This window comes from Patescibacteria group bacterium (genome assembly GCA_028716045.1).
Taxonomy (GTDB): Bacteria; Patescibacteriota; Patescibacteriia; order JAQUQO01; family JAQUQO01; genus JAQUQO01.
Genome location: JAQUQO010000001.1, coordinates 127,843 through 151,821, shown reverse-complemented (window position 1 = coordinate 151,821; position 23,979 = coordinate 127,843). Strand labels below are relative to the sequence as shown.

The 23,979-nt window shown below is 42.1% G+C and carries 20 protein-coding genes; 8 read left to right on the top strand and 12 right to left on the bottom strand.

The genetic code is table 11. The features are described from left to right. Positions 1-38: 38 nt before the first annotated feature. A complete protein-coding gene (gene miaA, locus PHG22_00685; GenBank protein MDD5490294.1) occupies positions 39-968 on the bottom strand; it encodes a tRNA (adenosine(37)-N6)-dimethylallyltransferase MiaA in 930 nt (309 codons plus the stop codon). Between the two features lie 183 nt (positions 969-1,151). Further along, the gene (miaB, locus tag PHG22_00680; GenBank protein MDD5490293.1) at positions 1,152-2,483 is read right to left on the bottom strand and encodes a tRNA (N6-isopentenyl adenosine(37)-C2)-methylthiotransferase MiaB; all 1,332 of its coding nucleotides are present in this window, start codon (positions 2,481-2,483) and stop codon (positions 1,152-1,154) included. A gap of 364 nt (positions 2,484-2,847) precedes the next feature. Here miaB and PHG22_00675 point away from each other — a divergent pair, with 364 nt between their 5' ends. Both PHG22_00675 and PHG22_00670 read left to right on the top strand, forming a co-directional pair. Further along, a complete protein-coding gene (locus PHG22_00675; protein MDD5490292.1) occupies positions 2,848-3,141 on the top strand; it encodes a hypothetical protein in 294 nt (97 codons plus the stop codon). A gap of 141 nt (positions 3,142-3,282) precedes the next feature. Beyond that, entirely contained in the window at positions 3,283-3,453 is a 171-nt protein-coding gene (locus tag PHG22_00670) for a hypothetical protein (protein ID MDD5490291.1), read from the top strand. 75 nt (positions 3,454-3,528) lie between these two features. On the opposite strand, the gene thrS is transcribed toward PHG22_00670, so the two are convergent. The 7 genes from thrS to rseP all read right to left on the bottom strand — a co-directional run bounded on the left by thrS (position 3,529) and on the right by rseP (position 15,499). Next, a complete protein-coding gene (gene thrS, locus PHG22_00665; protein ID MDD5490290.1) occupies positions 3,529-5,328 on the bottom strand; it encodes a threonine--tRNA ligase in 1,800 nt (599 codons plus the stop codon). Between the two features lie 304 nt (positions 5,329-5,632). Then, positions 5,633-6,763: a hypothetical protein gene (locus PHG22_00660; protein MDD5490289.1), complete on the bottom strand. Its 1,131-nt coding sequence runs from the start codon at positions 6,761-6,763 to the stop codon at positions 5,633-5,635. Positions 6,764-6,819: 56 nt separating this feature from the next. Next, entirely contained in the window at positions 6,820-10,359 is a 3,540-nt protein-coding gene (locus PHG22_00655; protein ID MDD5490288.1) for a DNA polymerase III subunit alpha, read from the bottom strand. Positions 10,360-10,436: 77 nt separating this feature from the next. Then, positions 10,437-10,730 (bottom strand): hypothetical protein, encoded by a 294-nt coding sequence (locus PHG22_00650; GenBank protein ID MDD5490287.1) that lies wholly within the window; start codon positions 10,728-10,730, stop codon positions 10,437-10,439. A 12-nt stretch (positions 10,731-10,742) separates the two neighbouring features. Continuing rightward, entirely contained in the window at positions 10,743-13,295 is a 2,553-nt protein-coding gene (gene pheT / locus PHG22_00645; protein ID MDD5490286.1) for a phenylalanine--tRNA ligase subunit beta, read from the bottom strand. A 4-nt stretch (positions 13,296-13,299) separates the two neighbouring features. Continuing rightward, the gene (pheS, locus tag PHG22_00640) at positions 13,300-14,325 is read right to left on the bottom strand and encodes a phenylalanine--tRNA ligase subunit alpha (protein ID MDD5490285.1); all 1,026 of its coding nucleotides are present in this window, start codon (positions 14,323-14,325) and stop codon (positions 13,300-13,302) included. A 64-nt stretch (positions 14,326-14,389) separates the two neighbouring features. Next, complete coding sequence (gene rseP / locus PHG22_00635) at positions 14,390-15,499, bottom strand: RIP metalloprotease RseP (protein ID MDD5490284.1); 1,110 nt, start codon at positions 15,497-15,499, stop codon at positions 14,390-14,392. A 134-nt stretch (positions 15,500-15,633) separates the two neighbouring features. Here rseP and PHG22_00630 point away from each other — a divergent pair, with 134 nt between their 5' ends. Further along, positions 15,634-15,873 carry a hypothetical protein gene (locus PHG22_00630; protein MDD5490283.1) on the top strand — a complete coding sequence of 80 codons (240 nt, stop codon included), beginning with the start codon at positions 15,634-15,636 and terminating at the stop codon, positions 15,871-15,873. A 57-nt stretch (positions 15,874-15,930) separates the two neighbouring features. Here the strand turns inward: PHG22_00630 and murI are convergent, their stop codons facing one another. Together murI and PHG22_00620 are read right to left on the bottom strand one after the other, a co-directional pair. Then, on the bottom strand, positions 15,931-16,719 hold the full coding sequence (gene murI / locus PHG22_00625; protein ID MDD5490282.1) for a glutamate racemase: 789 nt from the start codon (positions 16,717-16,719) through the stop codon (positions 15,931-15,933). A 3-nt stretch (positions 16,720-16,722) separates the two neighbouring features. Further along, on the bottom strand, positions 16,723-18,075 hold the full coding sequence (locus tag PHG22_00620) for a phosphomannomutase/phosphoglucomutase (GenBank protein MDD5490281.1): 1,353 nt from the start codon (positions 18,073-18,075) through the stop codon (positions 16,723-16,725). A 127-nt stretch (positions 18,076-18,202) separates the two neighbouring features. Between PHG22_00620 and PHG22_00615 the strand changes: the two genes are divergently transcribed. Further along, on the top strand, positions 18,203-18,754 hold the full coding sequence (locus tag PHG22_00615; GenBank protein ID MDD5490280.1) for a LemA family protein: 552 nt from the start codon (positions 18,203-18,205) through the stop codon (positions 18,752-18,754). 93 nt (positions 18,755-18,847) lie between these two features. On the opposite strand, the gene PHG22_00610 is transcribed toward PHG22_00615, so the two are convergent. Next, positions 18,848-19,576, bottom strand: coding sequence for a hypothetical protein (locus PHG22_00610; GenBank protein MDD5490279.1), 729 nt, complete (start codon positions 19,574-19,576; stop codon positions 18,848-18,850). 350 nt (positions 19,577-19,926) lie between these two features. On the opposite strand from PHG22_00610, the gene PHG22_00605 reads away from it, so the two are divergent. Genes PHG22_00605 through PHG22_00590 form a run of 4 tightly spaced genes read left to right on the top strand, consistent with a single transcriptional unit; the run spans position 19,927 to position 23,975 of the window. After that, entirely contained in the window at positions 19,927-20,814 is an 888-nt protein-coding gene (locus tag PHG22_00605; GenBank protein ID MDD5490278.1) for a M48 family metallopeptidase, read from the top strand. A gap of 7 nt (positions 20,815-20,821) precedes the next feature. Further along, positions 20,822-21,439, top strand: coding sequence for a hypothetical protein (locus PHG22_00600; GenBank protein MDD5490277.1), 618 nt, complete (start codon positions 20,822-20,824; stop codon positions 21,437-21,439). An 18-nt stretch (positions 21,440-21,457) separates the two neighbouring features. Beyond that, on the top strand, positions 21,458-22,711 hold the full coding sequence (locus PHG22_00595) for a hypothetical protein (protein MDD5490276.1): 1,254 nt from the start codon (positions 21,458-21,460) through the stop codon (positions 22,709-22,711). Between the two features lies 1 nt (position 22,712). Further along, the gene (locus PHG22_00590) at positions 22,713-23,975 is read left to right on the top strand and encodes a hypothetical protein (GenBank protein MDD5490275.1); all 1,263 of its coding nucleotides are present in this window, start codon (positions 22,713-22,715) and stop codon (positions 23,973-23,975) included. Positions 23,976-23,979: the final 4 nt, after the last annotated feature.

The following is a 23,979-nucleotide window of genomic DNA, read 5'->3' as shown; positions in this document are numbered from 1 at the left end:
GCTTTTATAATAACAAATTTCTAAAAATCAAGCAATGGCTATCTCGCTAAAAACCTTTTTACTAATCTCTCGGCTTTTTTATAATCCTTTGCCCATTTTATCCTTTTGTCCTTCCTCCACCAAATCATCTGCCGGCGGGCATAGTGGCGGGTATCGCGCTTCAAAATTCTCACGGCTTCGTCCCATGAAACTTCCCCGCGCAAATACATTCCCATTTGTTTATAACCAATCCCGCTCATGGCCGGCAATCCCCAACCGAAACCTTTTTTAACCAACTTTTTTGTTTCTTGAAGCAACCCCGCTTTTATCTGCTCGTCCACGCGTTTATTGATTCTATCGTATAACTTCTCTCGCGGCATCTTAATGCCGATTTTTAAAACATTAAAAAGTTTCTTACCTTTATTTCTCTGCTCCACGAAGGATTTGCCGGTAACCATTGCCACTTCCAACGCCCGCACCACTCTCCTCTTATTTTTCAGGTCAATTTTTTTGTAGGCCTTAAGGTCAAACTTTTTTAAAAGTTTAACTAATTCTCCCAAAGTTTTTTTCTCTAAATCCTGCCGCAATTCCGGCAATGATTCTGTCTCGGCAAAAGATAAATTATCCGCAATAGCAGAAATATAAAGCCCCGTGCCGCCGGCGATAAACGGCATCTTGCCTCTTTTTAAAATATCGTAAATATTTTTTAACGCTTCTTTCTTAAAAGACCCGGCGCTAAAGATTTTATCCGGCTCTAAAAAATCAATAACATAATGCCGGATTCCTCCGGCCACGTACACTTTTTTACCGCCAATCTTTTCCCATTTTCCCGGCTCTTTGGCCGTGCCGATATTCATATATTTATAAACCTGCCGGGAATCGGCGGAAATAATTTCGCCTTTAAACTTTTTGGCCAATTTCAAAGACAGCCCGGTTTTGCCCGAAGCAGTTGGACCCAAAATGACGATAATTTTAGGCAGGATTGACATAATTTAAGATATCTGCTATGCTATGAGGTAATCTAAAAGCACATTTTTTAATACCCAAAACCCTAAATTCTTAGGGTAACCTATAAATCTAGCCCGACAAGCCAAGTAATTCCGCCATGCGGAGTTCCCCTGATTACTTTCGCGTTAACCTCCTTTTCGCGGAACGATCACTTGTTGGGCTTTTTATTTGTCTAACTCTCCCCGCAAAATCCACTCCTCCGCTTTTTCTATCTTAACACCAACTATCTTAGAAGTTAAATCCTCACCGCTCGGAAATTCCACTAATTTCATTTCGCTGGAATTGCCGTAGCAAAATCCGTTTTCATATTTATCAACCAAAACTGACACTTTTCTGCCAACATATTTTTGATTTTTTCTTAAAACTGTTTCTTCCATCAACTTCTGTAAAATTTCCCAACGACGCTTCTTCTCCTCGCGAGAAACATCATCTTTTAACGTCTTAGCAGCCACTGTTCCTGTCCTCTCCGAATACATCGCCGTATAGGAAATATCAAAATCCGCTTGTTTGTATAAATCCACTGTATTTTGAAAGGCCCCCTCGTTTTCGCCGCAAAATCCGACAATAATATCAGTGCCTAGGGCAATTTCCGGTTTTTTCTCCCGCAACTTTTTAACAACGCTTAAATAATCCTCGCGGGTATAATTACGATTCATGCGCCTTAATATTTCATTATCGCCGGATTGCACGGGCAAATGAAGATAATTGACTTGTTTAGGCAAAGTCAGGGCGTCAATAATCTCGTCGTTCATATCGCGCGGGTCAGCGGCGGTAAAATGGATTCTTTTGATGTTTGGAAATTGATTTATCTCCCAAAGCAAACGCGCAAAATTGTCTTGGTAAGGATTATTTTTTGAAAAATTTTCCTCATCTGCTGGCAAATAACGATTAACCACTTGTCCCAATAGAGTTATTTCTTTATAGCCCCGGGAATCTAAATCTTTGATTTCACTCAAAATATCCTTAACTGGCCGATATACTTCCCTGCCCCGACTATACGGCACCACGCAATAAGTACAAAAATTATTACACCCGTTACTAATCGGCACAAACGCTTGAAACGATGAATTGTAACGCGACTCTATTTTTAGATAATCAACTAGTTTATCGCCGGTGTTGCAAAGTTCCGGATGAAATTCGCGAAGCCATTTCGGTAAATAAATTAAATCTTTGGTCGGGAAAAATAAATCCACTTCCGGCAATCTTTTTTTGATTTGCCCGTCCCCATCTCGCCCAGCCATACAACCAGTCACGGCAATTACCAATCGCGGATTTTTCTCTTTTAACCGACGAAAATCCCTGTTCCTGCCAAGTACTCTGTCCTCCGCCGTTTGGCGCACAGAGCAAGTATTGAAAATTATTAAATCAGCGGAATCTATATCTTCCGCTTCTTTATAACCGAGAGCCTCCACCAGCGAGGCGATTCTCTCTGAATCGCTTTTATTCATCTGACAACCTAAGGTTATGATTTTGTAATAATATCGCGCTGAAAACATAGTTAGAGATATTCTAACATAATCAAGCTTTTCCTTCAATGCTCTCTTGCGAACGAGCGCTTGACTATATTTAACATCTGTGTTATACTCCCAAATAAGAGATAAAAAATCTCATCAAAAACCCCTTATTCGCCGGTTTTCCTCCTCTCCCGGCGTTATTTCCCTCGGGCCTGTTTCCAAAACGACAGGCCCGTCTTTTTATTTTTAAACAAACTAATGGCAAAAATATCCTTAATCTTAGCCAAATTTCGGCTATAACCGCTTGACCCGTCAGTCGCGACTGACGGGTCTTGACAAAATTGTTAAAATATGCTATAATTTTTAGTTAAATATAATTGAAAATTGAATAAAGGGAGGAGTAAAAATGACTAAACTAAAAAGAAAAGAAAAGGCCAAGGGCGCTGCAGCCGCAACCTCTGCCAAGGAAAATCGCTTGTTTGATATTATTGTCAAAGCCACGATGAGCGGGGAATGGGGTGAAGAGGCAAATGAAGCTTTTGATTATTTTAAGAAGCAAAACCCCCTTACGGCCGCATCTATGCTCCACGGTTTCAAAGACACAAAGTCAATTGAAAAACGGCGGCGCGCTTATGGGCTCGCCAAGATGAGCAAAAAATTCACTCCGGAGCAACTGAAAGCTTTCAGTTATCTGGAATAGGAAACGAAAAAATAAAAGCCGCTGGGAAAACCGGTGGCTTTTAAATTTCTCCCGCCTTGAAATCAGATACTGCGACCGCGCTCTTGACCTACTTTGAATTTTCAGATAAAATTATAAAAAGCACTTTACAAAGGAGGAAAAATGGACAAATTTTTTATTTTGGATTGCATTAAGAAAGTTTTACCCGGAACCACGGCGTTGATAGTTATGGGAATAATTATTATCCTTATTACTGCTATCATCCCCGCGGAACGGCAAATTGACTTTTTCCGAAAAATTTCGGACTTTCTTAACTGCCGGCGGCGATACTAAAAATCAACAAATAACGCCGGACAAAATCAAAACAGTCCCGAGCACTCGGAACTGTTTTTTATTTACTACGCCAGATTATTTTCTTTCAGCTATCTCTTTTTTGATTTTCTCAATAAATTCCTTTTTGGGCATTTCCACCACTTCCTTTTCACCGCGCACGCGCACCTGAAGGTTGGGCGAAGACATTTCCTTATCGCCGATAACCAGCATGTAAGGTATTTTTTGCTTCTCGGCTTTGCGGATTTTATTGCCCACGGTTTCATCGGAAACATCAAGCTCTGCCCTGATATTTTCCGCTCTTAATCCTTCAACTAATTTACCGGCAAAATCCGCATGTTTCTCCCCGACAGTTAAAATTACCACCTGCGCCGGAGAAAGCCACACTGGCCAAACTCCGCCGTAATGTTCAATGAGAAAAGCCAAAAAACGCTCGTGAGTGGATAGGGGCGCGCGATGGATAACGAACACTTCATTATTTTCTCTGCCAGTTTCGTCAATATAATTCAAATTGAACCTCGTTTTAGCCACAAAATCAAGCTGAATAGTGGACATTGTTTCCTCGCGGCCAATTATGGATTTAAATTGGACATCAACCTTGGGCCCATAAAACGCCGCCTCATTTTCCGCTTCCACATATTTGACGCCCATCTCTTCCAACACCTCGCGAATAACGTTCTGGCTATATCCCCAATTGTCCGGTTCATTGATGTATTTATCCAAATGTTCCGGACTCCATTTTGACAACCTAAACCAATAATCCTTATGGTTAAAAATTTTAAAATATCCCATGGTTAGCTCCATCACGTTTTTGAACTCCTCTTTTATCTGGTCTCTGCGGCAATAAATATGCGCATCATTCATGGCTAACCCCCTCACGCGTAAAAGTCCCGCCAAAGTACCGGAGAGCTCATTGCGATAGCAGGTGCCATATTCCGCGAGACGCATTGGCAGGTCGCGGTAGCTTCTGCTTTTGTGACGGAAAATTAAATGATGATGCGGACAATTCATGGCTTTGAGATAATACGTGCCATCATCCATCACCATAGCCGGATACATACTTTCTTTATAATACGGTAAATGTCCGGAAGTAAGATACAGTTCTTCTTTGGCCATATGGGGTGTCACCACACGCACATAACCCGCCCGACGTTCCATCTCCACCACCAATTTTTCTATCTCGTTTCTGATAATTACACCATTTGGTTGCCACATCACGAGACCCTTACCTACTAAATCGTCTATAAAAAACAGTTCCTGCTCAGCGCCGATTTTACGATGGTCCCGTTTTTCCGCTTCTTCCAGCATCTTTAGATGCTCCTCCAAATCTTTCTTCGAGGCGAAGGCTAATCCGTAAATACGTTGTAGCATCTTATTTTTCTCACTGCCCCGCCAATAAGCTCCGGCCAGCTTGAGAAGTTTAAAGCCCATTTTTGACAACTCCTTGGCCGAAGCAACGTGCGGGCCGCGGCAAAGGTCAATAAAATTCCCCGTACTGTAAACGGACACTGCTTCCGGCTTAAAACCGCTTATTTCCTCAAATTCATCTCCTTTTATCTTGGTAGTGCCTTTTTCTTTAATATCTTTTAAAAGTTCCACCTTGTAATCCTGACCGAGTTTTTTAAAAAGTTTAATAGCCGAAGCCACATCCATTTCTTCCCTTGTAAAAACTACATCTTTTTTTATAAGTTCTCCCACCCTTTTTTCTATTTTTAATAAATCTTCGGGAGTCAGCTTTTCCGGCAAATCAAAATCGTAATAAAAGCCGTTTTCAATCACCGGCCCAATACCAAATTTGGCTTCGGGATAAAGTTCCTGCACGGCCGCGGCCATCAAATGCGCTAATGAATGGCGTAAAATTTCTGTGTCTTTATTCATATTAAAATGATTTAATTATTTAAATTCTTTTATCTGCTATTCATATTTTATAAACAAAAAACCCAACCAATCCTAACGACTGCTTGGGACCCCGACGCTATATCGGGGCGGTTCCACCCAACTTCCCTTTTAGGGCGCTTAATTAAGGGTTTAGCCTCGCCCCGCAAAGGCGGAGTCGGGGTCCTATAAACGGAAAATAGTTGGTAACTACTTCAATCACCCTTTAACTATTTAGTATAGTATCACTTTACAAAAACTTGTCAAACTCTTTAAATAATCCCCGGTATAAAATATTAAAGCTAAATTACTTTATCTCCATTTTAATATGGTCCTTCAGTTTTGGCACTTTCGTCACCCAAAAAGGGGAAAAATGAACTTCTACTTTATCTATGGAATCAAAACCCTTCAAATAGGCCTCGGCTTCGGCCCTGCTTCTACCCGTAAGGTTATCCTTATTAAAAATCAAACTCGTTTCTCTTAAAACGGTTTCGCCCTCCAAATAAACGTTGAGCGTGGCCGTTCCGTTTTCCAAATCATATTTCCCTAAAGAATACCGGGCGCTGTCCTTATTTATTTCCACCAATCTTCGGTCGGAAGAAAGACTATTTTTCATTTTTGTTTCAGCCAAAGACAATAATTTATCCTCATCTACGTCAACGGCCACTAATTTCAATTTTATCGCCATGGTAAATTCTCCCACTTCATCGCCCGGCATCACATCAGTAGAACTTTCTAAAATTTCTTTAAAAATTAAATTATTGTTTAAATTTTTGCCCGCTAATTCATTTAATTTACTTACTCCTTCTTCAAAAAATTTCTTCTCCAATTCTTCCTTGCCCTTCGCAATATCATCTTCGTTAATAATCTTCACCGCTTTAACGCCTCCCGACATTTTTTCAAAACTTTCGGCGAAAATTTTATCCTGCAGGCCCTCCCAAAGTCCGGGGATAGTAAATTTTGACGGGCCAACTTCATAAGCTTTGCCCGCCTTGTCGGCATACACTTCGGCTTCTACTTTGCCGCCAGCCGGCACTAACGTCCCCTTTTTCAAACGAAATAATAATCCGTCTTTGGTTAAAAATCTCGTAGTGGTCACGAGCGGCTGGTTTCTGTTGTAATTATTAAAAATGGTTACCTTGCCCTCAGCCACCCCTTCCACTTCTTTGCCTCCGGTAGGAGAAAAATTTCCTTCTCCTTCTACGGTAATTTCAAACGTATCCCCCGCCAATACACCTTCTATTTCCGAATTTCTAATAATATCAACCAATAAATCAGCACTGGTCATCTTTTTAACCGGCCAGATGCTTATCTTCGCCTGCGAAAAAGAAAGATATAAAATCAATATCACTAAAATCAGGGTAAGGGTGATAAAACTCACGGCAATCTTTTTGTAAAGACTGACCGAAAAGCTTTTGGATGATGTTTTTGTAACCATAAAAATATACTTAAGATTACTTATCTCTAAGGAAATTATAGCATATTTCGAAAAAATTAACCACTAAAAACCGTCCCCGGGCCGGCGATTTCCTCCAAGCCGGATTTTATCTCGTCATTAAAGCTGATTTTAAAATTGGTTTCAATCGTTTTGACTGATTCCGAATTTCCGGTTATTTTTAAAAACACTTTTCTTTCTCCGGGATAACGGAAACAAAATTCTTTTAATTTTTTGATAACCTGGCCGTTCGCCGAAGCGGGAAGATTTATAATTATGGAAAATTGCGGGATATTTCTTGCCGTTAAATCGGCGACGGATGTCTTAGGGGAAAAATCGGGACGATGAGAAATATCAATGGAGGGATATTGGCTATAAAATTTTTGATAAACAACTTCTTTATTTTCCGAAGTTAATTCTTCCGCCCGCTCCACTAAAATTTTTACTTCCCCATCCTTGTCGGAAATTCTGCCGTTCAAAATAACCATTTTCCCGTCTTGCCATAACGCGTAAGTATTCTGCAAAAGTTTTGGGAAAACAATGGCCTCGGTGCTACCACCGCCATCCTCTATTTTAGCAAAAAGCATCTGCTCGCCGCTGCGGGTCAGAACTTTTTTGATGTTTCCGACAACACCCAGAATGTTGACAAATTTATTCGTTAAAGACCTTTCTAAACTCCCAATCGGTAAAACTAAATTTTTAAAAGAAGCCGCAAATTCATTGGCGGGATGCTCGCTCACGTAAAGACCGAGTAACTCTCTCTCCCAGGCCAGTTTCTGCTTATCAGTAGCTGGTTCGGCAAAATCTAATTTTAGAGAAGGGGCCATGGAAAAAGCCGGAGCGAGACCGAAAAGATTACCCTGATTATTATTTATTTCTTCGTGTGTTTCTTTTATAAAAGCCAAAATTCTCTCCGTATTTTGGAGCATTTGATTGCGCTCCCCAAATTTATCCAGCGCCCCGCATTTAACCAAACTTTCCAGAGATTTCTTGTTTAAATCCTTGGTCTTCACTCTGGTTAAAAAATCCTCTAAATCTTTATACGGCCCATTGGTTTTCCTTTCGGTAATAATGGTTTGCACCACATTCTCCCCGACATTTTTTATAGCCAAAAGCCCGAAACGAATGCGCGACTTGTCCGAGGCCATAACGGCCGTAAATTGTTTATAGCTCTCATTGATATCCGGTGGCAAAACTTCAATCCCCATTTGATTGCATTCCTCAACCAAAATAGCGATGCGGTCAATATCATTCTGCTCGGCGGTAAGGAGCGAGGCCATAAACTCTTTGGGATAGTTGGCTTTCATAAAAGCGGTTTCATAAGCAATCATGGCATAGCAAGTGGCGTGAGCGCGATTGAAACCATAGCCGGCGAATGGCTCAATAAATTCAAAAACCGTTCGGGCAGTACTTTCATCAATACCGTTTTTAACACAGCCGTTGATAAATTTGGTTTTTTGTTCTTGAAGAAGCTCGGCGATTTTTTTACCTACCGCCTTGCGTAAAACATCGGCCTCGCCCAAAGTGAACCCGGCTAAATCGCGGGCAATCTGCAACACCTGCTCCTGATAAATAGCCACGCCAAATGTCTTGCTTAAAATCGGTTTTAATTTGGGATGCAGATATCTAATCTCTTTTTTGCCATTCTTACCGGCGATATAATCCGGAATCCACTCCATCGGTCCCGGACGATAAAGCGCCACCATGGCGATAATATCTTCAAAATTAGTCGGTTTTAACTGTTTTAAATAACGTTTCATCCCCGAACTTTCCAACTGAAAAACTCCGGTAGTCAGCCCGGCCTGCAAAAGCTTGAAGGTCTTTTTATCTTCCAAGGGGAGTTTATCAACATCCAACTCTATGTTTCTACCCTTTTTTAAAATCTCCAGTGTATTTTCCAAAATGGTGAGATTTTTCAACCCCAAAAAATCCATTTTTAAAAGGCCTAAATCTTCTATGGGATGAAGAGAATACTGCGAAACAATAGTTTTATCTCCACTGCTGGCATATTGGAGCGGCACGTATTCCGTCAGCGGGTCTTTGGTAATCAAAACTCCGCAGGCATGAGTGGAAGCGTGCCTAGCGGAACCCTCCAAACGTTTTGCTAAATCTAATAATTTCTTGGCATCGGCTTCTTTATTGTAAGCGTCCTTGAGTTCAGAAATTTTCTCCAAGGCATCGCTTAAATCCATCATCATGGGAATCATCTTGGCGATTTTATCACAATAACTGTAACTTAACCCGAGCACGCGGCCGACATCGCGCACCGCCGCCCGCGCCGCCATTGTTCCAAAGGTAATAATTTGCGCCACATGGTCTTTGCCATACTTGCCCTCAACATAGCGGATAACCTCATCGCGGCGAGTATCGGCAAAATCCAAATCAATATCAGGCATGGAAATTCTTTCGGGGTTCAAAAATCTTTCAAAAAGCAAATCATATTTCAGTGGGTCAATATTAGTGATATTGGCGAGATATGAAACAATACTGCCGGCGGCGCTGCCTCTCCCCGGCCCCACGACAATGCCGTTATTTTTTGCCCAATTTACAAAATCCTGCACAATCAAAAAATAAGAAGCAAAACCGGTTTTGCCGATTACCGACAATTCATAATTTAAACGCTCAATAATCTCCGGATAATTTTTTCTATTTTCCGGCGTTATGCCATATCTCTTTTCAAGACCACCCTCGCAAAGTTCTCTTAAGTATTCTTCCGGGGTCTTGCCGCCGGGAACTTCAAAAAAAGGCAAATGAACTTTTTTAAGTTCTAATTCCACATTGCATCTTTCAGCTATCTTTAAAGTATTGGCAAAAATTTCCGGATGATCACTAAAGTGTTGCAGCGCTTTTTCAAAGGCGCTGAAAGAATAATCTTCGCCCATCATGCAAAGTCGGCGATCTTCATCGTTTAAAGTGGTCTTATTCTGCAGACAAAGTAAAATATCTTGGGCAATATTGTCCTCTGGATATAAATAATGACTGTCCACGGCCGCAATTACCGGCACGTCCAATTCCTTGCTTAAAGAAAAAATCGCTTTATTCACTTCCTCCTGTTCGGGCATAGACGGATGATAATGGACTTCCAGATAAAAATTTTCCGGACCGAGAATATTTTTATACCTTTTGATAATTTCTCTGGTTTTATTTAAGTCGCCGTTTAAAATTGAACGTGGGATTTCTCCGGCAAGACAGGCGGAAGTGGCAATAAGGCCTTCGTGATACTGTTCCAAAACTTCCCAATCAATACGCGGTTTGTAATAAAAACCCTCCAGATGAGCGATAGTCACTATTTTAAGAAGATTTTTATATCCCTGATTATTGTAAGCCAAAAGAACAAGGTGGTAAGGACGCTCGTCAGTTTTTATATTTTTACTATGACGCCCATTGGGCGCCATGTAAGTTTCCACTCCTATAATCGGCTTAATTCCCGCCTTTTTTGCCTTTTGATAAAACTCCACAGCGCCATAAAGCACGCCATGGTCAGTCAGGGCCAAGGATTTCATATTATAATCTTTGGCGCGCAAAACAAGGTCGTCTATTTTAGACAACCCGTCAAGCAAAGAATAATGGCTATGAAGATGAAGATGAACAAACTCCATAAATCATTAAAACAAAATAAAAAATGAAAATACAATCCCCCCGACGAGAATTATTTTTTCATTTTTTATTTTATTTTTTATTTTTTCTTCCCCCTGCTTTTCGCGCTTTTCTTTTCTTGTAAATAACCAATCCCCTCCTTGATGCCCGTAAAAATCAACGCTAAAACATTAGAGGTGAGGTCAAGTTTTTCTTTGGCAAAATCAACCAGGCCGCTGAATTTTTCCACAACATTGGAAACGCTGTGTAGGGTCTTATTAAACTGCTTTAAAATCATGGCGAAGTAATATATGGCCCAACAAATAAAAATTGTGAACCATAAAATACAAAACGCCAAAATAACATAGAGCAGGTCTTTGCTTGTTTCAAACATAATTATATTATTTTATTTTCTAGTTTCCGCGCTGAATTTTTCTTCCAGCTTTTTGATAATCTGTTTTTGGACTTCCTCAACTTCTTTGGTTTCAAGCGTGCGATCGTCCGCGCGGTAAACGATATGAAAAGCTAAGCTCTTCTTGCCCGCGCCTAAATTTTCCCCGCGATATACGTCGAATAATAGCACATCTTTAATAATGTGTTTATCAAGGTCAAATATGGCCTTGGCCACTTCTCCCCACGCCACACTCTCGCTAACGACTATGGCTAAATCTCTCTTAATCTCCGGATATTTCAGCAACGGGGAATACTTTTTCTTTCCTCGGCCAGCGGCCAGGACAAAGGATAGATCAATTTCAAAAAAAGCTATTTTCTTTTTAATGTCAAAATTATTGGCCGTCAACGGATTTATCTCGCCGAGCGCCCCGACAATTTTACCGTTAATTATAATTTCAGCGAAACGCGCCGGATGAGCAAAAACGGCAATGTCCCCCGCTTTAGCGAATTCCGCGGCAACACCCAATTCAGAGAATAAATTCTCCACTACCTTTTTAATTTTAAAGAAAAAATCTTTCTCTTCGCCGACCATTAATCCCGCCACATGATATGGTTCGCGGGGCAAAAATGCTCGGTTTTCTCCGCCGACTAAAAATTCTCCGTCGGGCGGCTCAAAAATTCTGCCGAACTCAAAAATACCAAAATGATCAAAATATTTTAAATTCTCCACCGCATTTTTTAGTAATCCCGGGATTAAACTTGGACGCAAAACATTTAATTCTTCGGATAAAGAGTTGGCTAGCCCGATAGCCGAGGCAGAGGAAAATCCGCTTTTTTGTAAATCTTTCTCGCTTAAAAAAGAATAATTATAAACTTCATCCATCCCTTCTCCCAAAGATAAAATCGTCTTTATTTTTCTTTCCCCTTCCCTCTCTTTGTTTACTTCCGGAACTTCCAGCATCACCGACGGCATTTCTCCTTTGATATTATCAAAACCATAAATCCGTATAACTTCTTCCACTAAATCTTCGGGTATTGAAACGTCCTTAGCGGCCCGCCAAGAAGGAATTCTGACCGACAATTTTTTACCGGAAATTTTCACTCCAAAACCCAAATCTTTTAAGATTTTAACGATAACCGGCGGTTTGATACTCTCCCCGATTTGTTCTTGGAAAAAATCAATATCGGTCTTAATCGGCCCTTGATTTAATTTAAACTTTCTAATATCTGCTACTTTACTGGCCTCACGCGCTCCGGGTATTAATTTTTTGACAAGCTCCACAGCGCGCGCCAAAGCGACTTCCGCTAAATTCGGGTCCAATGATTTTTCAAAGCGCATGGAGGACTCCGTGCGCAATCCGAGCTTGCTTGAAGTTTGGCGGATATTGGCCGCGTCAAAAGAAGCTGACTCAAAAATGATTGATGTCGTCTCTTCTTTAATTTCGCTCTCTTCGCCGCCCATAATCCCCGCTAGCGCTACCGGGTGCTCTTCGTCAGTAATAACAAGCATGGAGCTATCCAAACCGCGGCTGGCGCCGTCTAAAGTGACAAACATCTCCCCGGCTTTGGCCCGACGAACTACGATTGATGTTGACTTTTGACCCATTCGGCTTTGCTCTGCTTCGACAGGCTCAGCATTCGCCCCGAGCGAGCGAAGCGAGTTGATAGGCTCAGAGTCAATCCTGAGCCTGTCGAAGGATTGATTTTTAAATCTTAAATTAAGACGGCGGGTATCAAACGCGTGCATCGGCTGACCCAATTCCAAAAGAACATAATTAGTTATATCGACGATATTGTTGACGGGACGAAAACCGCAGGCCGAAAGACGTTTACTCAACCATTCCGGAGAAGGTCCGATTTTTATATTTTCCATCGCGACGGCCATATAACGCGGGCAAAGTTTTGGCTCTTCAACCCTGGCTTCTAAATTAAGGGACCCGCCCGGCTTGATTGGCGGAACTTTGTATCCTTTAAACTGACCGCCGGTAAAAGCCGCCACTTCGCGAGCCAGCCCATAATGCCCAAAAAGGTCCGGACGATTAGTTAATGATTTATTATCAATATCATAAATGACATCGTCATAACCAAGCGCCGTTGCTAAATTTTCTCCAATTTTTAATTTCAAATCACTTAAATCCAAAATCTCATGGTCGTCATGGGGATAAATTTTTTCCAGACCTATTTCGCTCGCGCCGCAAATCATGCCTGCACTCTCCACCCCGCGCACCTTAGCCGGTTGAAGCTCGACCAAATCGCCCTCCCCGTGCCAGCGGACTTTCGCCCCCGGCAAAGCCACGGCCACGAGCTGACCCAATTTTAAATTTGTCCCGCCGCAAACCAGTTCAATATCTTTCTGACCAATATCTACTTTAACAATCTTTAACTTGTCGGCATTGGGATGATTGCTGATTTCTAAAATTTTTCCGACAACGATATTTTTAAAACTCTCGCGTAAATTTTCTATACCCTCCACTTCAACCGTATGGGCGGTAAATTTTTTTCCAATTTCTTCGGGAGAACCCTTGATGGCAACAAAATCTTTGAGCCAGTTATATGATATTTTCATAATATTAAAATTGTCTTAAGAATCTTAAATCGCCGCTTTCCAAAAGTCGCACGTCTTCAATGTCGTATTTAAGCATCACCAGGCGCGTCAAACCAAAACCAAAAGCAAATCCCCGATATTTTTTATAATCTATTTTGCCGGCCTTTAAAACATTGGGGTGAATCATGCCGGCGCCAAAAATCTCCAGCCAGCCGGTATTTTTGCATAAACGGCAACCCTTGCCTTTGCACAAGAAACAACTCACTTCGCCGTTCACTCCCGGCTCCACAAAAGGATAAAATTTCGGACGCAAACGAACCTTGGTGTCATCGCCGTATAAATATCTTGCCACTGCCTCCACCATCCCCTTCAAATGATTAAAGCTTATATTTTTATCTATCATCACTCCTTCCAGCTGGTAAAAAGTGTGCTCATGGCGCACGTCAGTATTCTCGTTGCGAAAGCATTTCCCCGGCACAATCATCCGCAGGGGCGCGCCGTATTTCTCCATTGCCCGCACCTGAACCGGGGAAGTATGAGTTCTCATTACCCAATCGGGGTGACCATTGATATAAAAAGTATCCTGCATATCTCTCGCCGGATGTCCGGGCGGGATATTGACAGCGGTAAAATTATAGAAATCCGATTCCAACTCCGGCCCGTCTAAAACCATAAACCCCAAAGATTTAAAAAAATCTTCCAGACCGTATTGAATAGTGGTGTTGGGATGCAAATGCCCAAATTCTCTCCCTCGTCCGGGTTCCGTGATATCCACGGCTTCTTTCCCCAACTCCTCCTTAAAACTTTCATCTTGAAGCCCCCGCTCTTTTTCCGCCAATAGCTTGGTAATAAATATCTTAACCTCATTAGCCAAAGGCCCTGTTTCTTTTTTTTCTTCAATAGATAACCCTCCCAAGCCGCGCAGGACTTGCGTGAGTTCGCCTTTCCGTCCAAGATATTTTATTTCCAGCTCGCGCAAAGAATCCAAATTCCTGCAACCAAGGATTTCTTTGTTCGCCGAATCTTTAAGATTTTGTAATTTTTCCTTCATAAGGTAATAGGAGTTAACCGCTAATATTTTAACAAATTTAACGCTCTAATGAAAGGGGCTAAAACTAATTAATAATCTTCTGCCAAATTTCCAAGAATTTTCCGCCGAATCTGACGATGTCCTGATAAGTGACAATTATCACAAGAAGCATCAAGAGGAGAAAGCCGGTGTTATGCACAAAATTTTCTATTTTTTGATTAACTGGTTTGCGGCGGATTTTTTCTATGATTAAAAATAAAAATCTGCCGCCGTCCAACGCGGGAAACGGTAAAAAATTAATAATCGCTAAATTCACGGAAAGAATGGCAGTAAACTGCAATAAATGTAAAATGCCCATCCGCGCCACTTTGCCGGTCACCACCGCTATCCCCACGGGTCCGGATAATTCCGCCGTTAAACCGTAACCTAAAATTAAATTTTTAAACAATTCGTAAAAAGCTAAGATTATCGCCTTCAACAATATAATGGTCGCCTTCAGGCCTTCCCAAAAGGCCAAATGCCAAGGATAAGAAATTTTGCCGCTTTCCACCAGCCCCACTCCGATTCCCGCGTAACCCTCTTCCAATATTACTGGCGCAATTTCTTTTTCCATCACTTCTTCGCCCCGTTGAATTTTAAAAATAACCGGCTGACCGTTTTTATCAGCCAAATAATTTTGCATCTCCGTGATTTTTTTGTATTCATTGCCATCAATAGATGAAACTACATCTCCGAGTTCTATCTCCGCCGCCTTAGCCGGATAACCGTCAATAACTTCCATAATGTTAATTTTTTGGTCACTGACTTTGGCGTAAGACGGCAAATTTTCATCAATCGCCTGCGGGATGCCAAAAATGAACCCGATACCCAAAAGCAGAGCGGCAAGCAAGATGTTCATTATAACTCCGGCGCTGATAATTAAACTGCGTTCCCAAATTTTCTTATGAGCAAAACTATCCAAATCTTCCGTGTCCTCACCGCCTTCGCCTTTTAATTTCACAAATCCGCCGAGCGGCACCCAATTGATAGAATAAATCGTCTCGCCTCTTTTAATGCCCCATAAGCGCGGCGGGAAACCGACGCCAAATTCTTCCACTTTCACGCCTCGTTTTTTGGCAACAATAAAATGCCCAAATTCATGGGCTAAAACTAAGATGCTTAAAACCGCGATAAAGATGATAATGGTGTAAAACATGTAAAAATTTTAATTTGCGTAGAGACGCGATTAATCGCGTCTCTACTTGACAAAATTGTTAAAATATGGTATTATATTATATTAATTTAGAATAATAAAATTTAACTTTTAAACCATAAAAAGGAGGAAAAACAATGGAAAAAAGGTTACATCTCGTAATTTCCGAAATGGATATTGGCCTTTTAGTAATATGGATGTTTAAAGTATATAAAAATGGTGAGGGTAATGGCGAGGATGCCGTCGAGGAAATATTTTTTAACGAGAAAGATGCCGACGCAGCATTGAAAATTATGGAATGGTTCTTAAAGAATGAAGGATATGAAAAAGATACGGAGTATCCCGCCAACAGTCACCACTTCATCAAACGTTCGTAAAACTCTTTTTTTCAATATCTCCCAGCGCTCGACTCATCGGGCGCTTTTCTTTTTTAATCAAAGAACATCAACCCGCTCCAACTCCACTTTTTTACTAAGCCACTTTTCGGCGATATTTTGAAAACGAGCCGAAACATCTGAAGCTAAATACTTCGCTTGGCTGGTTTTACTTAATTCAGCGTCTATTTTAGGATTATCTTTTAAAAATTGCTGGAATTCTTTAACCACCTCTTCGGCTGAATCCACGAGATTAACCCGCTTGCCAATCCGCGGCTGAATTATTTTTTTAAGCAACGGGTAATGCGTACAGCCCAGAATCAAGGTACCAACGCTCTTCGTCCGCAAAGGATGCAGATATTTTTTTACTATCATTTTGGTCTCGCGAGTATCCAGCCACCCTTCCTCAACCAAAGGCACAAGGAGCGGGCAAGCGGCGGAAAAAACCTCTATTTTTTCTCTGCCCTCTTTAAGCAACTTTTCGTAAATACTGCTATTGATAGTGGCAGTCGTGCCAATCACGCCGATTCTCTTGTTCTGCGTTAATTCCAAGGCCCGCCTGACTGCCGGCGTAATCACTTCAAAAACCGGTACTTTGAATTTTTCTTTCAAGGTCTCATAAGCCACGGCCGAGGCAGTATTACAGGCAATAATTATCACTTTCGCTCCCCTATTAAGTAAAATTTGCGCATCCTCCAAAGCGTATTTAACAATGGTTTCTTTACTTTTGGTGCCATAGGGAGTGCGCGCTGTATCGCCAAAATATATTAAATCGTATTTGGGGAGTTTTTTTTGCAGTTCCCGGACGACTGTAAGCCCGCCGATGCCAGAGTCAAATATACCGACCATAAATTACCCCTTTATGACATTTAAGATTTCATCCCTTTTTTCTTCCATTATCTCCTTAGTTTCCGCTTCTAAATTAAGGCGTAGCAACGGTTCGGTATTGGAGGGCCGGACATTAAACCACCAGCCATCCAAATCAATCCTAATTCCGTCAATATGGGAAATACTTTTTGCTTTTAGGCCGTAAATTTCTTCCAATTTTTTCATTATCTCTTCTTTATTCTCCACTTCGGAATTAATTTCTCCTGACTGGAAATACTTTTTAAGCGGGGCTGCCAGGGCTGACATTTTTCCTCCGGAACGCGAAAGAAGCGATAAAACAAGAAGTAGGGTTAAGTCCCCTGATTCCACATTATAAAAATCGCGATAATAAAAATGAGAAGAAAGCTCGCCGGCAAAAAGCGCCTTTTTTTCTGCCATTATTTTTTTAATAGTCGCATGCCCCACGGCGCACATCTCCGGTTCTCCTCCCGCCGCTTTAACTACTTCGGAAACAATATTACTGGAACGCAAATCATATAATACTCTCCCGCTCCCCTTTATTCTTAGTAATTCTTGGGCAATAAGAGCGGTGATAAGGTCGCCGGAAATCGTTTCTCCTTTTTCATCAATAAAACCAACCCGGTCGGCATCGCCGTCAAAAGCCACTCCTAAATCAGCGCCAACTGCTAAAACTTTTTCTTTTAAAGCGACTAAATTTTCCTCTTTCAAAGGATTGGCTTCGTGATTAGGGAAAGTGCCATCAAGTTCAAAATAAAGAGGCACGAGCTCCGGCGGTATTCTTTCAAAAACTTTTGACATTGTTAAACCTCCCATGCCGTTTCCTGTATCAACCACTACTTTTAATTTTTTTATTTCATTTTTATCAACTAAGGTAAAAACTCTCTCCAGATATTCCAAAAGATAATCCCGCTCCTTTACCGCCCCCTTTTTAGGAGCTTCCTTAAAATTGCCGACCGATACCAAATTTTTAATTTCTTCCATCCCCGCGCCCCTACTCACAGGCAATCCATCATTAAAATCCATTTTAAACCCATTGTATTCTGCGGGATTGTGCGAAGCTGTCACCATAATTCCGGCCTCAAAATCGATGTTCTCGGCTACCGCAAAATTAAAAATCGGGGTGGAACAAAGTCCGATATCCACCACGTCCGCGCCCATAGAAATTACGCCTTCAACCACAGCGCGGCTAAGTTCTTCACTGCTTTCCCGAGCGTCCCTGCCCACCACCACGATTTTGGCTTTGGTAAACTCCACCACGGCCTGGCCGACCCTTTTAGCCACTTCCGGATTGATTTCTGTCGGGCAAATCCCCCTGATGTCATAGGCCTTAAAAATGGCCTTGCTAATCTTACTCATATAAATTGACTTTTAACCGATTTTTACTTATAATTTAAATAAGAAATGCTTATTTTTATTTTATATTAAATCGCTAATTTAATCAATATAAATAATCCCCCAAATTGAGGGTTAAAAAAGAAAATTTATGGAAATTATTTACGCGCTTTTAGGGCTTTTGGCTCTAATAATCGTTTGGCTCATTTTTACCTACAACGGGCTTATCAGCCGCCGCAATCAAGCTGATGAGGCCTGGTCAGACATTGATGTCCAGCTGAAAAGGCGTTATAACCTGATTCCAAATTTAGTGGAAACTGTGAAGGCCTATGCTAAGCACGAGTCCTCGGTTTTTGAAAAAGTGACTACCGCCCGCGCCGCGGCTATGGGGGCCAAAACCATGGAAGAACACGCCCAGGCGGAAAACATGCTTTCCAACACTTTAAAATCTTTATTTGCCGTGGCCGAGGCCTATCCTGACCTTAAGGCCTCAAATAATTTTATGCGTTTACAAGATGAACTGACTGACGCTGAAGATAAAATCCAGGCAGCGCGAAGATTCTATAACAACAACGTCCGCATCTTTAACACCAAACTGCAAAAATTTCCCGCCAACATGGTAGCAGGAATGCTCGGCTTCAAAGCCAAAGAATTTTTTGAAGCGGCTGAGGGAGAAAAGGAATTGCCGCGAGTGGCATTTTAACACGAGAACACAAAAACATTAAAACAATATAAAAAAATAAAAGACCCCTCCGATAAAATGTCGGAGGGGTTTGAGTTTGATAATAAACTGTAACTACGGTTGGAGACAAATAAAAACAAATGGACAATTAGGGCCCCAGCTTTCTTTTTTATGAGAAATCGCATCGGAAGTAGAAATATCTAGCTCGCCACCCCTGGTGCCGACTACAAATATATAACTATCCCCTCCGAAGACAGTAATAGGGTTCATGGCAATCCAAAGAAATCCCCGACCAAAATACTGCCGACGGAGCTGTGGTCCTACTTCTGGAGGGCAAAGTGTTAACCCCATCTTTATACCGCGAGTACAAATATCTTGATAGGAGCATACTCCATCTTCAAAACCAAGCTCTTTAACAGTGACAATCACAAGATTCACTTCTAACTCTTTAAAGGCCACAAAAAACTCTGACGGATTACCAATTAAAGCAGATGCTAAACCGCTGATCTCCATACGCGGACTCATCTTATTAAAATCTTTAATAATCTCGGTAGCAGTCCGAGGGCCAACGCCAAGGTTAATGGTTTTCCAAATAGAGAACTTTTTGGGCGGTGGAGTTCCTTGCTCTTTGACTTCCTGTTTGCCAGTGCCGAGAACAAGCTCGGCGATTTGGTGCGGGAGAGTTGACCCTTCGGCAATAATACACCGCAGGTTGTCATCCGTGCCGCCGCGGTCTAAAACCGCATTAATAATCACCTTTAAAATTTCATAACCTGTCCCAAAACCTTTCAAAAATTCACTTCCTCTTTTACTCATCTTTATTACCTCCTCGGCGTACTCCATATCCGCACCCTATGCGCGGACTTAGAGCTTACCATGTTTTGCAAGCCAGAAACCATTCCCGGCCTTGTTTTGATTATGATTCTTCTCCTCCCCTTAAGATAAGGGGAGGGTGGGAGGGGTTATGAAAGAAACAAGAAGGAATCGTAACCCCCTTTTATTCCCCCTTATCCTAAGGGGGAGAATAGAAAAACTAATACCTAAAGAAAGCCAGGAATGTTAATTTTAAAGAGCATTTTTCAATATCTAATAATTATGGCATATTTTAGACAAAATGTCAAGATATTGGTATAATAGAAGCAATAAAGCAAACTTGTTTTCTTGTTTTTTTGCTTTTATGCTTTAATGTTTCTATGCACGACCAAATCACCTCCAATAAACGAAAAACGGCTCTGTTGATTATTATTTTTGTAATTTTTATCTTATTCCTTGGCTGGTTTTTCGGGCAACTTTATGAACTGGGAAATTTCGGGCTGGTGATTGCCATTATTATCTCCGTGCTGATGAGTTTAACAAGCTATTACGGCGGAGATAAAGTGGCTCTTTGGACCGCCGGCGCCAAGCCGATTGCCAAACAGGATAATCCCTACGTTTATCGCCTGGTGGAAAATCTTTGTATTGCCGCGGGACTGCAAACGCCCAAAATATATTTAATCCCCGACCCCGCTCCCAATGCCTTTGCCACTGGCCGCGACCCTGAACACGCTTCCATCGCCCTGACCACGGGAATCGTAGAAAAATTAGAAAATGAAGAATTGGAAGGAGTGATTGCCCATGAACTCTCGCATATTAAAAATTATGACATTCGCCTGATGACTATTATTATCGTGCTAGTAGGAATTATCGCGCTACTGGCTGACTGGATGGTGCGTTTCCAATTTTCCGGACATAAAAACAATAACGACCGTGGCGGGCAAGTCGGCGCCATTTTATTTATCGCCGGCATTATTCTTGCCATACTCTCGCCTCTAATCGCCAAACTAATCCAACTCGCCATCTCGCGCAAAAGAGAATTTTTGGCGGACGCCGACGGAGCGCTTCTCACCCGCTATCCTGAAGGACTGGCCCGGGCGCTGGAAAAAATATCGCAGAACAAAACTCCGCTTCAAGGAGCTAACAACGCCACCGCCCATCTTTACATCGCCAATCCTTTCGGCTCTTCGCGCGCTTATTTTTCCAAACTTTTTTCCACCCATCCGCCGACAGAAGAACGGATAAGTATCCTTCGACAAATGGCTTAAAATTTATATGGCAATCGCCAATGAAGAACAAAGAAACTGGGCTAAAGAATTTAAACGGCAAAGAAAATCGGGTCTTAACCTCCCGCCAAGTCAAAGAACTCCGGAAGAAAAAACCGTGGATAACGCACCGACACCTCCAGTAGAAACGAAAAGTATGTTGGCTCGGTTACGCCAAGAAGCAAAGAAAAACAAAGGCCTGATTGAAGAATCTTTAAAAACCAAAGAAGGAGTTGCCGCAGTGGCTAGCCAAAGATTAACCGCCCAACTTTTAACTAAGGCCTGGCTGGCATTGGGGGCGCTCGGCTGGGGCACGCTGGTCGGAACAATCTACATCAATTTTCATTTTTTTATGGTGAGTGTCTTTAAATTAAGATATTTCTGCCCGTTTGGGGCCGAATGGTTTATAAATAAGGGGGATTTTAAAAAAGAATGGTTCAGCGGGTCTATCGGCATTTTTGAAATACTCTTAATGTTTGTGATTGATATTTTTTTACTTGTCATAATCTGCGGAATTTTTTCTTTGATTTACGCCCTAGTAAAGAATAACCTGACATTCCGCTTCATAGAATATCTTTACGGTAATTCTGACCAGATGCAGAAATTTCTAACTGATACGCTATTTTAATAAATAAAAATAAATTATATGAATTTTAATTGGAAAAAAATCGCGCTGATAATTTTATTTATCGCGGTGGTTATCGCGGCTGGATATTTGATTTACACGGCCTTTTTAAAGCCGGCAATTACTCCCCCGCCAGTCACTACTCCGCCAACAGTAACTCCGGGGTTGCTGCCGGCGGGAGAAGAACGGCCGGGAGGGATTACCGTTCCGGCGGAAGAAGTAACCCCGCCAAAAACCGCCGAGCCGCTGACCGCCCCCGAAGTATTACCCGAAGGCGTTTCCAAAACCGCCAAAGGCGGATTGACGGCAGTGACGACTTTAGTAGCCAATGCGACTACCGGAGTGACTTTGGATACTGACGGCCGCAATTTGCTTTATTACAATAGAAATGAAGGCAAATTTTATCGCCTCACTCCGGAAGGAAAACCAACCCTGCTTACCGATAAAACTTTTTATAACGTGAGCGATATCGCCTGGTCTCCGACAAGAGAAAAATCGGTGTTGGAATATCCCGACGGCTCTAATGTTATTTTTAATTTTAAAACCGGCCAGCAAATCACTCTGCCAAAACACTGGACAGATTTTAATTTTTCTCCAACCGGAGACGAAATCGCTTCTAAGAGTATCGGCGAGGATGTTAACAACCGCTGGCTCTTAATTGCCAATGGCGACGGCTCCGAGGCCAAGGCCATTCAAGAATTGGGAACGGAAGCTGATAAGGTCATTGTGGATTGGTCGCCTAACCGGCAAATGGTGGCGATGTACGCCAACGGTGCCGGCGCTGACAAACAAAAATTATATTTCATCGGGCCCAATCAGGAAAATTACAAACTTCTGACGCTTCCGGGCTACGGTTTTGCCGAACGCTGGGCGCCATCCGGAGAGCAACTTCTTTTTAGCGTCTATAACCAGCTTTCGGATTCCAAGCCGGAGCTTTGGGTCAGCAATATCGGCGGGGATGAAACCGGCAGTAACCGCCGTCCCCTGAATATCAATACTTGGGCTGATAAATGCGTTTTTGCCGAGGAAAACGTTGTTTATTGCGCTGTCCCCAAATCACTGCCCAAGGGAGCGGCCTTAGTGGCGGATTACAAAAATCAAACCGCAGACACTCTTTATAAAATTGACGTCGCTACCGGCATAAAAACTCTCCTGGCGGAAACCTATGGCGGAACTTTCACGGTCAAAGACATTATGGTTTCCCAAGACCAAAAATTTCTATTTTTTACCGATTACCAAACCGGCAATCTTCATAAAATACAACTAAGCGAATAAAATGAAAAATAATCTCTCATTTCTATTAATAAAAAAAACAGTATTTTTGATGTTACTTCTTTTTCTATCTCCAATAATAGTTAATGCCGCGGACTGTGTGGAAGAAAACATGGAATATAATGAAAACACCGGAAAACAATGCTGCGAAGGATTAGAAAAAAAACTTACAGGAACAGATGTGCGGATTGTAGGCGGCGAACCCTATACTTCCAACAAATATAAATGTATTAAACCTGCGGCCCCACAAACTCCGCCGCCTTCCGGCGAACCCGCGCCGAAAATTGTTCTGCCCGACCTGCAAATACCCATTGGCGATTTTAGTAAATTTTCCGGTCCTACCGAATTAGAAATCGGCGGGAAAAAATACCTGCAAATCCCGTGGATAGCCGAATACATCGCCGCTATCTACAATTACGCCCTAGGCATCGTCGGTATTGTGGCAATTATTATGATTGCCATCGGAGGTACAATTTGGCTGACGGCCGGAGGAAGCCCGGACAGGGTTAATCAGGCGAAAGATTATATCAAAGGAGCAGTCATCGGATTATTTTTAGCGCTGGGGTCATACCTGATTCTCTATGAAATAAACCCGGGGCTGGTAAAATTAAAACCGTTAAGTATTCGTTATTTGGAAGCTGCCGTTAAAGAAAGCATTGAAAGCGCCAAAGAATTAAAGGGCAGTGTTTTACCGTGCAAAGGATATGATGAAACCAAATTAGCGCAAGTTATTGATGCCGATGTTCTCACTGCGGCCAAGAGAGCGGCAGTGGACCCGCTAATCATGGCCGCGATTTTCCAACAAGAAAATCGCGGTAACGCCCAAGCCAAAAGGGGCCCCTGCGGAGAAGTAGGCGTAACCCAATTAATGCCCGACACTTTGGATGGCCTTGGTTATAGTTGCTCCACTAAAACAATACAAAAGAACGCTTCCGCAGAGGAAAAAACGTCCATTGGTCAAGGAAACGGCGACTATGGTTTTACTTGCCAAATCCCGCCTTGCGGCCACTGCGCGCAGGCTTCCTCATCTTGCGTAGATTTCTTCCACGGAACAAACGGCAAAACGAACTCCATGGAATATTCGGGAAAATTAATATCTCAAACTATCCTTCCTATGTCCGGAGGAGATATTGCCCTGACTTTCGCCGGCTATAACGGCGGAGCAAGCGGCGTCAAAGGCAAAAACGAACAAGCGGCAGAATACGCCAGAAGCGCCAGCAAATACTATAATAATTTCTGCCAACAGCTTGGCGGAAAACAGCAATAAAATT

Coding starts and splice junctions, on each gene's coding strand:
- miaA (MDD5490294.1), bottom strand. CDS start 968: ATGTCAATCCTGCCTAAAATTATCGTCATTTTGGGTCCAACTGCTTCG.
- PHG22_00605 (MDD5490278.1), top strand. CDS start 19,927: ATGCACGACCAAATCACCTCCAATAAACGAAAAACGGCTCTGTTGATT.
- pheT (MDD5490286.1), bottom strand. CDS start 13,295: ATGAAAATATCATATAACTGGCTCAAAGATTTTGTTGCCATCAAGGGT.
- miaB (MDD5490293.1), bottom strand. CDS start 2,483: ATGTTTTCAGCGCGATATTATTACAAAATCATAACCTTAGGTTGTCAG.
- PHG22_00660 (MDD5490289.1), bottom strand. CDS start 6,763: ATGGTTACAAAAACATCATCCAAAAGCTTTTCGGTCAGTCTTTACAAA.
- PHG22_00675 (MDD5490292.1), top strand. CDS start 2,848: ATGACTAAACTAAAAAGAAAAGAAAAGGCCAAGGGCGCTGCAGCCGCA.
- PHG22_00615 (MDD5490280.1), top strand. CDS start 18,203: ATGGAAATTATTTACGCGCTTTTAGGGCTTTTGGCTCTAATAATCGTT.
- PHG22_00595 (MDD5490276.1), top strand. CDS start 21,458: ATGAATTTTAATTGGAAAAAAATCGCGCTGATAATTTTATTTATCGCG.
- PHG22_00670 (MDD5490291.1), top strand. CDS start 3,283: ATGGACAAATTTTTTATTTTGGATTGCATTAAGAAAGTTTTACCCGGA.
- pheS (MDD5490285.1), bottom strand. CDS start 14,325: ATGAAGGAAAAATTACAAAATCTTAAAGATTCGGCGAACAAAGAAATC.
- murI (MDD5490282.1), bottom strand. CDS start 16,719: ATGGTCGGTATATTTGACTCTGGCATCGGCGGGCTTACAGTCGTCCGG.
- PHG22_00655 (MDD5490288.1), bottom strand. CDS start 10,359: ATGGAGTTTGTTCATCTTCATCTTCATAGCCATTATTCTTTGCTTGAC.
- PHG22_00590 (MDD5490275.1), top strand. CDS start 22,713: ATGAAAAATAATCTCTCATTTCTATTAATAAAAAAAACAGTATTTTTG.
- PHG22_00610 (MDD5490279.1), bottom strand. CDS start 19,576: ATGGAGTACGCCGAGGAGGTAATAAAGATGAGTAAAAGAGGAAGTGAA.
- rseP (MDD5490284.1), bottom strand. CDS start 15,499: ATGTTTTACACCATTATCATCTTTATCGCGGTTTTAAGCATCTTAGTT.
- PHG22_00630 (MDD5490283.1), top strand. CDS start 15,634: ATGGAAAAAAGGTTACATCTCGTAATTTCCGAAATGGATATTGGCCTT.
- PHG22_00600 (MDD5490277.1), top strand. CDS start 20,822: ATGGCAATCGCCAATGAAGAACAAAGAAACTGGGCTAAAGAATTTAAA.
- thrS (MDD5490290.1), bottom strand. CDS start 5,328: ATGAATAAAGACACAGAAATTTTACGCCATTCATTAGCGCATTTGATG.
- PHG22_00620 (MDD5490281.1), bottom strand. CDS start 18,075: ATGAGTAAGATTAGCAAGGCCATTTTTAAGGCCTATGACATCAGGGGG.
- PHG22_00650 (MDD5490287.1), bottom strand. CDS start 10,730: ATGTTTGAAACAAGCAAAGACCTGCTCTATGTTATTTTGGCGTTTTGT.